Genomic DNA, 13749 nt, shown 5'->3' with positions numbered 1-13749 from the left:
CGTGTACTGGAGATCGGCCGGTGTATATATGGCCGATCTTCTGGCCAACGTGGGAAGCGCCATGCGAGTTCCGGGAATTGCATTGATGATGTGCTTGGGCGCAACGGGGTGCGGCACGGCAGACGACACCACGCCAGGGCCGGCGAGCGCGCCGGCCGACGCGGCCGCAACGGCGCCGGCGGCAGCCGCGCCGGACGAACGCGTGGAGGCGGCCACCGGCCCGATCGTGGAGCGTATCCGCACGCAATACGCCGAACGCCTGGCCGGGCTCTACTACGAGCGCGAGCAGAAGCGGATCGTGGTCCGGCTCACCGGCATGGAGCCCGTGGCACCGGAAACGCACACCGTGGCAGGCGGCTCGTTGCAGGTGGTGTTCGAACCCGGCGCTGCCCACTCGTTCGCGGAGTTGAACCGGATCATGGCCGACAGCACGGCCAAGATCGCGGCGGCGCTGCCGACGGCGCACGCCCGCTACGTGGACGAACGCAGCGGCGCGATCGTCATCGCGATCGCGCCAGACAGTGCTGCCGGCAAGGCGAAGGAAGCGGAGCTGACGCAGTCGCTTGGCGTACCGGTACGGGTCGAGGTCGAGGTGCCTGCGGTGCCGCAGCGGTAGCGCCGCAGCGTTCTCAAGCACTGTCGCCGAACAGCACGAACGTCAGCAGCGCCGCCGCCACGGCCAGGCCGATCCCGACCAAACGTCCTCTCTGCCGGCGCGCGTTGCGCCGTTTGATGTCGGGCAAGTCGAACCAGTAGCCGCTGTCTTGGTGCGACGGGGAAGACTGGTTTCGCTTCGAAGATCCAGGAAACATGCATCGCTCCATCTGCAACTGTGGTGGAAGGCATCGCACGCGTGCTGCCCATGCATGGCAACGTCGCGTGCGCCGCCGGTGCGGTGCCGTGTCAGAACCGGAACAGATAGCCAGCCGAGATCCGGGTCTGTCGCGATTGCTCGAGCAACGGGCTGTCCTTGATCCCATCACCGAACTGGGTGCCGGCCACGTCCACGAAGAACGTGTGTCGCTCGGCAGGGCTGTAGTCCAGCCGCAGGCCCAGCTCGACATTGGCCGTGCCCTCGCCGTCATAGGCTGGGCGGGCCAGCGTGGCTTCCTCGGGACGCACGCCGTAGTAATAGGCCACGTACTTGTCGTCGACCCATTCCGCGGCCACACGCGGTGTCAGGCCGAAGCGGCCCATGCCGAAGCGGCGCTCGGCCTGCACGCGTCCGCGCGCGCCTTCGCTCTTGTCCATCACGTCCACCAGGTACTCGGCGGAGATCTCGGCAAACGGGCTGTTCCAGGTCACCGCAGCGCCTGCCCAGATGCTGTCGTCGCGCTCCTGCATGCCTTGCAGGTAATCGGAGTCCTCCGGGTCGTAGCCGTCCATGGCGTAGCGCGCCCGCACGCGGAGGTTCAGCACGTCGCTGTCGTTGATCTTGAAGTCGAACCGTCCCGCATTGATCTCCGTCCAGCGGTTCTCGAAATAGACGATCGGCAGCCCCTTCGTTTCCTGGTCGTAGTCGCGGTAAGGGCGGTCGATCACCGCGGCGCCCAGCCCGATTCCCCAGCGCGATGTCTTGGCCTCCGGCACCTCGGCCTCCTGGGCGCCGGCGGGCAGCGCAGCGGCCAGTCCGATGGAAAGAACACCGGCCCACCCCAGAGCCGCGCGCGGCGACGATGTGTTTGGCGACGAACGACGAGATTCCTCATGACGCATCTTTGAATCCTCGATAGGGCCGGCCATCGGTGGCCGGCAAGCGGTTGGGGTTGCCCTGGCGGCAGAGCGGCCGCTCCCGCCCGATCGCCGCCGCGTCGCGTGGTGGGAACACCGCCTTACTGACCGATCGGACAGTAGAGATCCTAGCGTTATAATGACCGAACGGTCATTACATGGCGGACTGCGGTAACTGGGCGTTCAGCTTGCGCGCCCGCCGCTCGCTGCATCCCGATATGCACCGCGTCAGCGCAGCACAAGCCAACCCAATGCTGCAGCCGGTCCAGCCACTGCCGCCGCCGTGGCGCCACCCGCTACACTGACGGGTCAAGGTCGCTTGCCGCGTTTGCAGACTTGCCCGGCTTGGCCCTGGCGGGACCGGAACGGCCCGAACGATGGAGGCACCGATGGCGACGAAGAACGCGAAAAAAACGCCTGAAACGGCGGATGGCACCAAGAAGAAAAGGACGCGGCTTTCCCCGGAGATCCGCCGCAAGCAGATCCTGGAGGCCGCGCTGGTCGAGTTCAGCGCGCAGGGCTTCGCCGCCACCAGCATCGCCATGATTGCGCGGCGCGTCGGCATCTCCAAGGCCAACGTCTACGTGCATTTCTCCAGCAAGGACGAGATCTTCGAGACCCTGCTGCGGTCGCTGTCCGCGCTGGGAAGGAGCCAAGGCAACTGGCGCCAGATCGAGGACACCCACGACGTGCCCGGCTTCATCGACAACCTGGTCGATGTCACCTATGCCTCGTTCACGCCCGAGGCCCTGGCCATCCTGCGGTTGATGATCGCCGAAGGGCATCGCATCCCGGACGTGCTGGCCAAGTGGAACGAATCCAACGTCAACGCACGCACGGAGCGCCAGGCCATCATCGACGAGCAGGTGGCGGCGGGCCGGATGAAGCGCAGCCCGCTCAGCGAACACTTCCACTTCGCCATGACCCCGTTCGTGTACGCCGGCATCGCCAAACTGGTGTTCGGCGACGCCGCCACGGAAGAAGTGGAACGCATGAAGGAAACGCACCGCAAGCTGCTGCACCAGTTGCTGGAGCCGTAGGCACGGCGGTCGAGGCCGCAAGTTGGCCGACGCCGCGCCATCGCCTGATCGCGTATGTTCTCTCGGAAGCGTGAACTCTCTAAGTGGCCGGTGCACGGCAATCGGCCACGTGGACGTAGACCCATTTGATCGACTGCGCAGCGGCGCCATGAGCGTGCTGGCACAGCCGTGAGCGTGTTGGAAGCGGGCACCGGCGCCTCCTGGTGTTGGAGGTGAGCCAGGCCAGAGGAGTTGGACGCCCTAGCGACTTGGGCGGAAGAACCGCTACGTGTTCACTTAATTTCTACGTTGGAATAGCCCCATTGAGCAGCTTCTGGCTCTGTCTGAATTCAAGCGCATCCGGAATATCGTGAAATGTAAGCAGATCGCCAGCGAGGTCCGCGAGCATATCTCTGGCGTCCAGCGGCGTGGCACGGAAGAACTCGCGACGATGATTGACGAGATTGGCACGGTTCTTAGCCAACTTGGCATGCATTGCCGCTTCGATTCCGACAGCATCCTTAGAGAAGAAGAGCGCGTGAACATCGAAATTGAAGGGTACAGATGCATCACTGAGCTCACGGATTCGATCCATAGGATCCAAACGGCGGGTCATTCCAACCTTGATAAGAGATTCGCCAAAAGATCCAATGTTTGAGATCACATATACGTAGCCGGCCCTGATGTTTGCTACTCGGTAATCAACGTCGGCAATTGCGCGCTCCACTTCCGACACCTGATTACGCATCCTCTCCGCAGCTTCTGAGTCGCCCTTTGCCACCAGGGCCGCCAGCGCGTTCACATAGTGCTGTCGCTCCTTCTCTAGCTTTAGGCGCTCGCGCTCCATCTCCTGCTGGATCTTGCGCTCTTCACGCAGCCGCTCGCGCTCCTGCCGTTCCACCTCCTTTTCCTCCGCCTTCTTTTGCACGAAATCCGCTGTCAGCTGTAGTTCTGCAATACGGAGTTGCAGGTACTCATCCGTGATACGGATGCTCATTGTCTTGCCCAAGCGCTGGATCGTCTTTGCCACCTTCTCGATCCGCTCTATAGCGGCCGGAAGCGCATATGGCTTCAAGCCACGTACCAGCACATCTGCCTCCGCGTTAAAAGCCCGCAACATCAGCTTGCAGTAGTCCCGCAGCATGGTCCTACCTTGTGCTTCTGAGCCGTTGACCGTCCAGCCGATGGCCGCGACAACAGCATGGCCATCTGCCTTATTTAGCTCCTTTATTAGCTCACGGATCTGGCCAAGCCGATCCTTGTACGCGACAGCATCCTGTAACGGATGTGCGTACTCGTACACACCCGACTCCTGCAACAATGCACGTTCGCGGGTTTCAACCACCTGTTTTTGCAACTCATCGAGCTGCAGCAGCAGCTCATCTCGCTTCGCTGTCAGTGCTGCAAGCTGATCCTTCCAGGTTGCTGAAGCGCAGGCTATCTCTACGTTCAAACGCTCAATCTCTCGCTCGCGCTCCAGCTGGCTGATGCCTCCGATCCGCGAAAGCGTTGCGTGTATTTCATCTCGATCCTTCGACACCGCAGCCAGGTCATCCAGAACTTGACGTGCGAAGCGCCTTACCCCCCAAAGCGGAATCTTTCGCTTTGCCTCCATACCTACTCCATATGCGATGCTCGAAACTCGGCCTACAAACAAATGTGCAATGCATCGATGCGCACTGATATTGAAATGTCGAACCTGTGTCTTCAGCTACCTCCGTTCAGGCGACACTTCGGCCGAATCAGCCTTCTCGGGTTGTTCAGATAACGCTGCAGCTTTAGGCTGCATGAGGTCCTCCACCTGCTGACTGGCTCTCTGTAACTGAGTAGAAGCAACTTTTTTTTCCAATTGAGCAAGCTCCAACTGGTTTCTCGCTCTCTCGCGTGCCACTTCGTTCTTTGCCTCCGCCAACGCCTCCTCCGCAAGCTTGATACGTGTTTGAGCTGCACTAAGTTCGGCCTCCTGCCTGGACTTCTCGGCCTGCGCCAGGATGATGTCAACTTCAAGAGCCTTGTCGGAACCGAGCCTCAGAGCCGTGCTGATAATCTGTGTGTAGAGCTCGCTCAACTTCTCCGGAGGAAATTCCTGGTTCATAGATATCTCACATACCCGGAATAACGCCTCGCGGAAAAACATTACCATTTGCGATCGCTCTGACAGCAGTTTCGCAGCTTGGGCACCGCTACCACTGCCACTTCCGCCTGGGGCACCCACCTGTGGCATTACATTGAGTTCTGCTTGAGCAGCCATCTGCATCGCCACGTCGGGCGCTGGCTCAGCGCAGGCACGCACTACTATCCGCCCCTGGCTATTCGTCGTCGCCGCCAGGACCATGCCACGACGAGAAGCATCATAGTCGAACCAATAGCTACTACCCGCTTCAAGCTTATGCAGCCGCGCCGGCGACGTTAGTGTTGCGCAGGCAGTCAAATGCACTAGGCAAGACACAATCAGAAATCGCAACCCAGCTTTCATGACGTTCTCCGCTGATAGGATTCTTTTCGCACGAAAAAATCAAAGCCACGGACGTATCCGCCAAGCCTAATGCCAAGCGTCTATGCACCTTTATGATTGCCCCCTTCTTCCAAGCAGTCCCCCCGACCACCTAGCATCGCTTTAGGCAAACCGATAGTGACGGCGGCCTGACGTGACTTATATCGCATTAATCTGAACGATTGGTAGACACAACACGTACAAGCTATGCACCAACGTGGCACCCAATCGCGCGCTGTCCTCCCGCGCTTTCCTACTCCTCCTAGCCGCTCCTACCGACCATCACGATTGACTCAACAGCCGATAGTCGCACAGACCAAATGGGCTCCTTCTCCAACGGGAGACTTTCTACTTCATCGCAGCATCTAACCAACTGCGTTTTGCGACCAATTCGCCGGCGCGAGCGATGATCTGCAGCTTGCTGCCAATGGAGAAGCCAAATTGCTCCAGCCATAGCCCGCTCAGGCGCAGGACCGGGATGCGGCGGTCGCCGGTGTGGCGGTGGGGCAGTGGGGCCGGGATAGGAATCGGAGCCGACGGTGCAATGGGTGGGTTGGCGCGACGCGCGGGCGGCAGCGGCGGAGCGTGGCCTCGTTGGCGTCCTCGAGCAGCCCGCCACACAACTCGTCGTCGGTGGGCAGCGGAGTGAACGGCAGCTCCCACGCAGGCCCATCTTTGCGGAGATGCGGTGGGTTGCCTTTATCAGCCTATCTGATGGGGCTTGGTTTGCACCTGATCGGGCTGCTGGATGTCCTTGGTCTGGTGCTGCGCTTCGCTCAACGACTGCAGCTGCGCCAGCGATTGCTCCACAGGCTTGCTCAGCGCGTCCTCGGTGGGCATGTGCGCGCGCAGGTGCGCGGGATCGTTCAATGCGCCCTGGACGACGAACAGGTTCTCTCCCGCGCGGACCTTGCGCGAGTCTTCGCTGAGCACCACGTGATCGATCCGCGACAAGCCGTTCTCTTTCGCCAGATACGCGGCGCTCGCGGCGAGCTTGGCGCTGTCGGCGTCGTAGTCCCGGCCAAGCCCTTGCTCCAGCTTCAATACCGCTGACTCCGCTTGCGTGTGCAACGGATCCCGTGCCCGTTCGCTGGCAGCTTGCGTCGTGGCCTCGCTTGGAAACGTCCTCTCCCCGGGCGGCTGCGCTTCGCTGATCGCCTTCTGCAGCCATGTTTGCTCAGGCTTGGGGTTGTGGTGCTCCTTGTTCAAGTCGCTTCCAGGCATCGGCGCCGGAATGCTCTTGATGTCGTCCACGTTCTCCAGCGGCCTGAGATCGCCCTCGAAACCCTTGTCCTCGATGCCCTTGACGCTCTTGCGATGCAAGCCGGCGTGATTGAGTGCTCCCCAGGTGAAGTCGACGCAACTGTTCGTGGCGCCGCCATATTCCATGCTAAAGCCATACTTATCTGGAGCCGCGCCAAATTCTTTCAGCCTCTCGTACTGCGCCTTGTCAATTTCCATCGTGCGCGAGTAATAGGGATCCTTGTAGTCCTTGGCATCGCTGTAAAAGACTTTCCCTGGCCCACTGGATTCACCATGCTTCGCCGGAGCGAAGCCATAGCTGTTTGCCGCCGTGCCATCGTCGATGGAATAGTAGACATGTCCTGCATTGGACGTGCCTTTCGAAAGCAAAAGCGGCGTGCCTGGTGCCGCTACGTAAACTGTGAGCGTGTAGCGCTTGTCATGATCGTCCATGGTGGCGTCCCTTACTTTGCTTTCCTGGTGTAGGCAATCAAGAGCTTTGCGTTCGCATCGATCAGCGCTTCGCGATTTCGATCAATCCGCAAGCTGAGCCGATAGCGACCCGCGGGGAGTGATGGGCTGTAAGCGAATGCGAACTCTTTGGACACCGTCTCCGCCGAAGACAGGCCAGCGTCCTGCATCGCCATCGGATCTGCATCGAACGCGAACAGGCCTGGCGCAACACCGTCGGCCGCCAAGGCAACGGGCGCTTCCTGATCCCTGCCGACGCGTTGGCTACGCTCCAATTCCACCTTGGCCAAGCCAGATGACTGAACGCGCTCCAGCTGCACCACCGCCACAACATCGGCACGTGCCAGTCGATCGGCTGCATCGGCAACCGCAGTTGCGTCATGGCCTGTCAGTCGCACTCCGATAAAGATCGGCGGCTCCGCATCATCGACCTGTGCGGGCAAATCGAACTCAACTTCAATCGGCCCGGCATCATGTGGGGCCAGGTCACGCACCAATGGCACGACGGTTCGCATTTCACTCCGCTCCTTTGCGATGGACTTGTTTGCGGGCTGTGACGGCCCGCTGCACCCGGCGATCAAGCCGATCAGCAGCGCCAACAGTGGAAGGCGCACTCGGTCCTTTGCGATGGGCACACGTAACCCTCCAGATGGTGTCGATGTCGCAGCTGAGAGCGCTGGACCAACCTGCCCAGGTCGCTCGCAACCATGGTAGCGACAAATCCGCCGCCTTTCGCGGGCTAGTCCCGTGTGCGTACCGTCTCGCCCTCGACCGTTGACACCACCAGCTCGCCGGCTCGCGCGGTGATCTGCAGCTTGCTGCCGATAGCGAAGCCCATCTGCTCCAGCCATAGGCCACTCAGGCGCAGGACCGGGCGCGGCGGGCCGGTCTGACGATGCAACACGGATAGGCCGGGGGCGCAATGGGCCGGCTGGTCGCATGACGGCCGCTTGTGACCTCAGATACCTCACTCCCTTTGCTCGCGCACTGACGCCCGCTGCATCCAGGGCCGACCCCGCAACACGAGGCCAGCCTCTCCAGCGACGCATCCCTGCCTCATCCCACCCATGCCGCGATCAATGCAGCCGCCCGCCTCCCGCAGGTGGCGTGACCCACTCCACCGCATAGACCGCCCGCTCCTCGCGTACGCCGTTGGGCGTGGGTTCGCGCAGCGGCTGGCGCTCGATCTGCTGCAGCAGCGCCCGCATCGCGTTCGCTGCCTCGCAGAGCGTGTCGCCCACCTCTGGCAATGCCTGGCCGGCACGCGCGGTTGCATCGCCGGCCGCCACCACCCGGGCATGGGCCGAGACGGTCTCGGCCAGCAGGGTGAGCTGGTCGAGTTGCGCCTGCGTGACGCGGAAGGCGCCGCCGCCCACGTCCGGCGCCACCTCGACGGTGGCAGCGGGCCGGGCGCCGCGCGCCGTGTCGGTCCGCTGCGCAGGATAGGACAGCGCGTCCAGCACCAGCTCCGCTTGGTCGGCCAACAGCTCCAGACAGAGCGCCAGCTCGCCCATGCGCACCTTGGGCTCGGCGGCACGCTCCTCGTCCGGCGTGCGCGGCTGCGCCAGCCGGACCAGGAACCTCACGTGATCGCGCAGCTTCGCCAGCCGGAACTGGCTCTCCTCCGGCAGGAAATAGCCGGGCATGTCTTCATCGTCCAAACGGTCGTACGACATCGTTGCCTCCTCGTTCCATGAAGGGTTCCGCCCGCCACGCATGGCGGACGGGAAGTCGGGAGGTTCGAAACCGCTCATAGACGGCGGGCGTATTTCCCCGAAGGGTGTTGTATTAGCCGCCCTCCCGACGTAGGCATCGCGTCGGCTTGCGCCCGAGCTTCGGGCACAAAAAACCCACCGGTTTGTCGGAGGTGGGTACCGCTATGAGGGGAGTTTCGACGCTCCTTGTAGACAAGACTGCTACTGGAAGTTGCGAATGTCAACAGATCGCTATAGTTCAAATAGCGCTGCAAGTACCGCCGATCCTCAACCAGCTGAAGGAAGTCGCGCTCTGCCCACCTCGAGTGAGAGCACTTTCTTTTCACACAACAACACTTCTTTTCAACTATTCAACTCATGAAAAATGACGTTTCCCAACAGGTAACTTACATATGGCTTACAGAACTGCGCTCGATACAAACATGGATCGAGAGCCACCCCCTACTATTAGGCAGCTATGCCATTCTGGTTCCCAGCATTAGCATCTATCATTACACGCGAACCGAGCAAGTCCCGCTATCGATCGCGTCCACTGACATCATATCGGCCTTGCCATCCGTATTCGCGGCTATAGCTTTTTTGGTATTAGCCTTAACGACCTTACCTTTAATTCCAGTATTACTGATGTTTGAAGGCGCTAAACGAGATGCAAACGGACGCCTTCACGTCCTTTCAAATGACACATCCAAGAGAATAAAGGATGCCATTTATTGGTTTAGCGCATTCATGATCCCAGGCGCCATCGTTGCACTTGGCGTCTGTGCAAGCACCCTTTGGTTCCCAAACAGTAGATGGCCAGTTACTAGCGCAGCCATTCTGGCGAGCCTTATATTTGTCGCACTAGTTCACCTAATTAAAGGAAATAAATTAAAGAACTTAATTTCGCCAGACACAATGATAAACATACCTATCAGCTTCCTACAGATGCTGCTAGCAATTTCTTTGATGCAGGTGTCGCTAAGAATTTTTGGAAGCTCCCCTACCAACACCGAAGCCGTTATCGCAATAGTAATTGCAGTTTTCGCTCTACCTTTTTTGCAAATTTTTGTCGTGTTGCTGGTTGAACTCACAAGTCAACACTATGGCTTCGTAATGCAAGCCTTCCTGGGTTCTTTCTGCTTGATTTCGATGCTTTGCATAGCACCTACCACGGGCGCATTCCTGGCCGGCCATGTACTGGGAGGGAGCGCCTCTGGATACACGAAGTGCATTCAACTCGAGCTTGGAGATTCAGCCGTTAAATTCAAGAAAATTCTTTCCCAACACAGCACAAATACCGTCCCCATAAATATTCTTTCAAATGCATCTGAAATTTACCTAGTCCGCGATCCGCATAGTCACGACCAAGCTGTTTACCGCATTCCGGAAGCAGACGTCATTGCCCACGTTCCATGCCCGGCGGCAGCAGGTAAATAATGGTCTTACGACAGGCGGTGCCCACCGCTTCACTGTCTTCAGTTCAGCTATCGGCCACGCAAACCAGCACAGCCGAATAATTGATCCTGACCCCGTTACTCACGCTCCAAACCCTATTTCTCGCAACCTTTATCCATGGAAATCAGCATGCCTCAAGACATTGTTAATGAAGACGAAGATCATAATGACCGCGACGCACCACTACAGAAGCTTTCTGACGAATTCCTTGAGTCTCTTCGCAATATTAAGCAGGCGATAATTATCGTTATGCCACACCTTGCAAAGTGGACCATTAATGAGATTAAAAAGGAACAAAAGAAGGTCGAGGTATTTATTCCAAAGAACGCAGAGCCAGAAATTGAAATCAGGTTCCAGAAGGCAAAGGACTTTGCCGATTTCAATGCATCAATGCGTCGGCTCGCCCAGCTCCGCGATGATCGCTCGATGAGTATTTTAGCAAGAAGCCTAGTCATCCAGATGTTCTCTGAGCTGGACGCCTTTATGGGATCGCTTTTAAGACAAGTTTATAGCGACAAAGCCGACTTACTAAATACAATTTCCAGAGAAATTCCAATCTCTGAGCTTGTCACTTTCGAAAGCATTGAGGCTGCAAAGTCCTCCATTATCGACAAAGAGATTGATAGCTTTCGCCGAGAGAGCTATGTAGAACAATTTTCTCAACTTGAGAAACGGTTCAGCCTACAGCTGAAAAAGTTTCCAGAGTGGAGTGAGTTCGTGGAAATGAGTCAACGAAGAAATATTTTCACTCACAATGACGGCATCGTTAGCAGCCAATACTTATCCATTTGCATAAGGGAAGGCTGCAAATTAGATAGTGACCTGAAAGTCGGGGCGCAACTTGACGTCTCACCAAATTACCTGTTCCGCACCGCCACGGTGATCTCCAAAATAGGATTCATGCTCTGCCACACGCTTTGGAGTAAAATATTTCCGGACGACGTGGAAAAAATGCAAGATTCTATCGGCTCGGCCCTCTATCGCTGCCTCGAGGATAAGCAATGGCCAGTGGCTGCAGCTATTGGAGCGTTCTCGTTGACTGACCCAATGAAAAGATCCTTGCCCGATCTCGACCTGAGGATCAGGGTAGTTAACAATGCGATTGCACTTAAATTTTCCGGCGACGAGAAAGCATGCGCCCAGATGATATCCTCAATGGATTGGAGCGCATCCTATCGGGATTTTAAATTGGCTATCGCAATACTCAAAGAAAATAATGAAGAGGCAGTTCGCCTAATGAAGGACATTGGAAAAAAGGGTGAACTTGTTAACCAGGGCGCCTATCATACCTGGCCGCTTTTCCAAAAACTTCGAGATACTCCGGAATTCTATTCGGCCTATGAAAGTATTTATGGTGAGGCATATTCTGAAAGCGTGCCCATGACAGGAAAGCCCATTGCTGCATCAATATCTGTATCGAACGAAATTAATGAGAAGGCAAAGCGCTCACCACGAAAAAAGGCACTCCCAGCAAACCATATCAAAAAAAAGAAGGCAGCCAAGCTTAACTGAGCAGCACGTCGTGGATTTCGGGCGTGTTGGCCGTCCTTGCGTATGCGAGACTGCCACAGAGGAAGAGCACTCTCTTCCGCTGCGGCCCGTCTCCCGCCTGGCGGGAGACGAGCAGAGCGTTACTGTCTGATGGGCCGGTTAGACCCCACCCGGATTGGCCTTCTCCGGATCAATCTTGTACTGCTTGATTGCCCGAGCCACATCCTTCCCGGTCATCTTGCCGTCCTTCGCCAGGAGAATAAGGGTCAGGTTCACTTTTTACGCTCCGCCTTGAACACGACATCGAGGCCGAGCGTCAATGCTTCGCCGGCGTCAGGCCGGCCCATCGACCATGCAAACCCGTCACTACACCGAATAAGTCAACCGACCCCGTTACTGCGACTCTGCCACGATGCGCTTCGCGGCCCTGGTCGAGGCCAAGACCCGCCGCTTTGCGGGGGTCAGTCCGGCCCATCGGCCAAGCAAATCCAACACGGCCATTAAGTAGGTCAATCTGACCCCGTTACTCTGCAAGCACGCAGCTGCTGGGCTTTGCCTTCCCCAACGCGTGCAAACCTGCCTGTACGCGTTCAGCGATTGCAAGATCGTTTGCTCCCGAGCCTGTTCCAACGTGATTTCCTATACTTAGCAGGCGTGCGACGCTCGCCATGCGCCCAGGTTACAATCCATACTTGCGCCCGGCGGTCTGAACACGCAGTATCAGCCCAAACGAAGATACCAGCATTTATTAGGGCTTGTTCACCGATGGAGCTTGGTTAGCAAAACGCTTGTTCAAGGTGATGCGCATGTTGGACACCAATATGGGGTCAATTTCCAGATCGAAGAATAGCCCGACTTACGATATTTGGACGAAGACCATCCGCATCGTTGGCTCGAATATTAATGATTTACGTGTCAGCCATGCGCCCTGTCACGGGCGCGCGGCCTAATTCCCAAAATACGGAGAGCGGAATGTCAATTAAGGATGAGCTCAGTGCACGGCTGGAGGACATTCATGCTCATGGATATCCGTTTCCTGTCGTTAGGGCTGTTTTAAGAGCTCATGAGCTCCCTACCGCTCAAGGATGGGAAACTCAGATAGAAAAAATTAAAGATCTAAAACATGAAGAACTGATCTACGCACAAGCCCTCCTAAAAAGACTTCATTTAAGCCTTGCGCTGTACTCGGAGAAGGCTTTTCAGTTATTTAAGATCTCCGCAGGTGCGGCATCTACGTTGGGTGACATCCTCACCAATTACAAGCCGACCAATGCATTTGCAGCTCGCTTTCCCTACGACCTAAGTGAAACCGAACTGCGCGCAGCTACTCGCACCATCAATGTTTCTGCCTCGCTGAACGAGGAAGACATAGATGAATTTGATGAGGACGGAGAAGCGAGATTTTTTGACAGCACCACTTTCTCATCACGAGCGATTCCCACGGTCGCCCTTAGCGGCAAAAGGTACAAAACGCTAAGAGCAGAGTACGACATCAACGACCTGAAGAGCGTACCGTCCGCATTGCAAGATTACGACCAGATCGTCGCCATTAGACGGATTGCATTCCAGTTCAACCATGTCGTCGCAGTTCATGAGACCAGTGGTCGCTACTTTGTAGAGCTTCGCTTAGATTGCAGCAGTTCTTGGCTGGCGGGTGAACTCGAAAAACACTTTTTGTTCGTGAAAGGCTGGACTAATCAGCTATTTAAGTCAAAGACTGGGACTGAATCTCTTCTTAAGGGCGCCGTCAATCTCTTCCCTTCGATCGCCGCTCTCTACAACGAGCCCGAGGGCCGCGTGCGGCAAGCTGGTTCATCTTCTCCGTCTGCTTCTGTGAGAGATGAAAAGATGCGCAGGAGTAGTTTAGATCTCCGTCAGGACCCGTTCCACAAACATGGTGTCCAAGCAACGGGGAAGTTCAATGGGCACAATTTACTTAAGACTTGGGATTCAACCGTGTATGAGACCACACCAAACTTGGTATTGCCGGGAACCTTGTCTATAGCAAGCTCAACTGAGCCCTATTTAGCACATGGTGAAATTCACGGAGCAGCTTGTCAGTCTGATTACCTTTTGGTTCTTGAGCATCTCATTGCAACACTATGATTGTTGACGCTCACAAACTCGCGCGAATCAGGTCGGATCTTCAAGA

Annotated in this window: 12 protein-coding genes and 1 pseudogene; 5 read left to right on the top strand and 8 right to left on the bottom strand. The window is 57.2% G+C overall.

From position 1 onward, the window contains the following. The first annotated feature begins 28 nt into the window (after window positions 1-28). Entirely contained in the window at window positions 29-616 is a 588-nt protein-coding gene (locus tag NUG20_RS03040) for a hypothetical protein (RefSeq protein WP_263396987.1), read from the top strand. A 287-nt stretch (window positions 617-903) separates the two neighbouring features. Here NUG20_RS03040 and NUG20_RS03035 read toward each other — a convergent pair whose 3' ends face one another. Continuing rightward, window positions 904-1716 carry a MipA/OmpV family protein gene (locus NUG20_RS03035; protein ID WP_263396986.1) on the bottom strand — a complete coding sequence of 271 codons (813 nt, stop codon included), beginning with the start codon at window positions 1714-1716 and terminating at the stop codon, window positions 904-906. A 404-nt stretch (window positions 1717-2120) separates the two neighbouring features. Here NUG20_RS03035 and NUG20_RS03030 point away from each other — a divergent pair, with 404 nt between their 5' ends. Continuing rightward, complete coding sequence (locus NUG20_RS03030; RefSeq protein ID WP_263396985.1) at window positions 2121-2771, top strand: TetR/AcrR family transcriptional regulator; 651 nt, start codon at window positions 2121-2123, stop codon at window positions 2769-2771. A gap of 283 nt (window positions 2772-3054) precedes the next feature. Here NUG20_RS03030 and NUG20_RS03025 read toward each other — a convergent pair whose 3' ends face one another. The 7 genes and pseudogenes from NUG20_RS03025 to NUG20_RS02995 all read right to left on the bottom strand — a co-directional run bounded on the left by NUG20_RS03025 (window position 3055) and on the right by NUG20_RS02995 (window position 8633). After that, window positions 3055-4365, bottom strand: coding sequence for an SNIPE associated domain-containing protein (locus tag NUG20_RS03025; protein WP_263396984.1), 1311 nt, complete (start codon window positions 4363-4365; stop codon window positions 3055-3057). A gap of 96 nt (window positions 4366-4461) precedes the next feature. After that, entirely contained in the window at window positions 4462-5226 is a 765-nt protein-coding gene (locus tag NUG20_RS03020) for a hypothetical protein (RefSeq protein ID WP_263396983.1), read from the bottom strand. A gap of 366 nt (window positions 5227-5592) precedes the next feature. Next, complete coding sequence (locus tag NUG20_RS03015) at window positions 5593-5865, bottom strand: SymE family type I addiction module toxin (RefSeq protein ID WP_263398380.1); 273 nt, start codon at window positions 5863-5865, stop codon at window positions 5593-5595. An 81-nt stretch (window positions 5866-5946) separates the two neighbouring features. Next, window positions 5947-6939 carry an XVIPCD domain-containing protein gene (locus tag NUG20_RS03010; RefSeq protein WP_263396982.1) on the bottom strand — a complete coding sequence of 331 codons (993 nt, stop codon included), beginning with the start codon at window positions 6937-6939 and terminating at the stop codon, window positions 5947-5949. A gap of 11 nt (window positions 6940-6950) precedes the next feature. Further along, the gene (locus NUG20_RS03005) at window positions 6951-7472 is read right to left on the bottom strand and encodes a hypothetical protein (protein WP_263396981.1); all 522 of its coding nucleotides are present in this window, start codon (window positions 7470-7472) and stop codon (window positions 6951-6953) included. A gap of 224 nt (window positions 7473-7696) precedes the next feature. Next, window positions 7697-7831: pseudogene (locus tag NUG20_RS03000) on the bottom strand (SymE family type I addiction module toxin); the annotation flags it as partial. A gap of 202 nt (window positions 7832-8033) precedes the next feature. Continuing rightward, window positions 8034-8633 (bottom strand): XAC0095 family protein, encoded by a 600-nt coding sequence (locus tag NUG20_RS02995; protein ID WP_263396980.1) that lies wholly within the window; start codon window positions 8631-8633, stop codon window positions 8034-8036. 396 nt (window positions 8634-9029) lie between these two features. Between NUG20_RS02995 and NUG20_RS02990 the strand changes: the two genes are divergently transcribed. The 3 genes from NUG20_RS02990 (at window position 9030) to NUG20_RS02980 (ending at window position 13703) form a co-directional block, all read left to right on the top strand. Continuing rightward, window positions 9030-10088, top strand: a complete 1059-nt coding sequence (locus NUG20_RS02990) for a hypothetical protein (RefSeq protein ID WP_263396979.1) — start codon at window positions 9030-9032, stop codon at window positions 10086-10088. 147 nt (window positions 10089-10235) lie between these two features. Then, complete coding sequence (locus tag NUG20_RS02985; RefSeq protein ID WP_263396978.1) at window positions 10236-11618, top strand: hypothetical protein; 1383 nt, start codon at window positions 10236-10238, stop codon at window positions 11616-11618. 951 nt (window positions 11619-12569) lie between these two features. Next, window positions 12570-13703, top strand: a complete 1134-nt coding sequence (locus NUG20_RS02980) for a hypothetical protein (protein WP_263396977.1) — start codon at window positions 12570-12572, stop codon at window positions 13701-13703. Window positions 13704-13749: the final 46 nt, after the last annotated feature.

Origin of the sequence: Xanthomonas sp. CFBP 8443, from assembly GCF_025666195.1 — a bacterium.
Taxonomy (GTDB): Bacteria; Pseudomonadota; Gammaproteobacteria; order Xanthomonadales; family Xanthomonadaceae; genus Xanthomonas_A.
The sequence above is the reverse complement of the archived record's forward strand: the minus strand, read 5'-3'. Positions and strand labels throughout refer to the sequence as shown.

Coding starts and splice junctions, on each gene's coding strand:
- NUG20_RS02995 (WP_263396980.1), bottom strand. CDS start 8,633: ATGTCGTACGACCGTTTGGACGATGAAGACATGCCCGGCTATTTCCTG.
- NUG20_RS03040 (WP_263396987.1), top strand. CDS start 29: ATGGCCGATCTTCTGGCCAACGTGGGAAGCGCCATGCGAGTTCCGGGA.
- NUG20_RS03020 (WP_263396983.1), bottom strand. CDS start 5,226: ATGAAAGCTGGGTTGCGATTTCTGATTGTGTCTTGCCTAGTGCATTTG.
- NUG20_RS03005 (WP_263396981.1), bottom strand. CDS start 7,472: ATGCGAACCGTCGTGCCATTGGTGCGTGACCTGGCCCCACATGATGCC.
- NUG20_RS02990 (WP_263396979.1), top strand. CDS start 9,030: ATGAAAAATGACGTTTCCCAACAGGTAACTTACATATGGCTTACAGAA.
- NUG20_RS03025 (WP_263396984.1), bottom strand. CDS start 4,365: ATGGAGGCAAAGCGAAAGATTCCGCTTTGGGGGGTAAGGCGCTTCGCA.
- NUG20_RS03010 (WP_263396982.1), bottom strand. CDS start 6,939: ATGGACGATCATGACAAGCGCTACACGCTCACAGTTTACGTAGCGGCA.
- NUG20_RS02985 (WP_263396978.1), top strand. CDS start 10,236: ATGCCTCAAGACATTGTTAATGAAGACGAAGATCATAATGACCGCGAC.
- NUG20_RS03035 (WP_263396986.1), bottom strand. CDS start 1,716: ATGCGTCATGAGGAATCTCGTCGTTCGTCGCCAAACACATCGTCGCCG.
- NUG20_RS03030 (WP_263396985.1), top strand. CDS start 2,121: ATGGCGACGAAGAACGCGAAAAAAACGCCTGAAACGGCGGATGGCACC.
- NUG20_RS02980 (WP_263396977.1), top strand. CDS start 12,570: ATGTCAATTAAGGATGAGCTCAGTGCACGGCTGGAGGACATTCATGCT.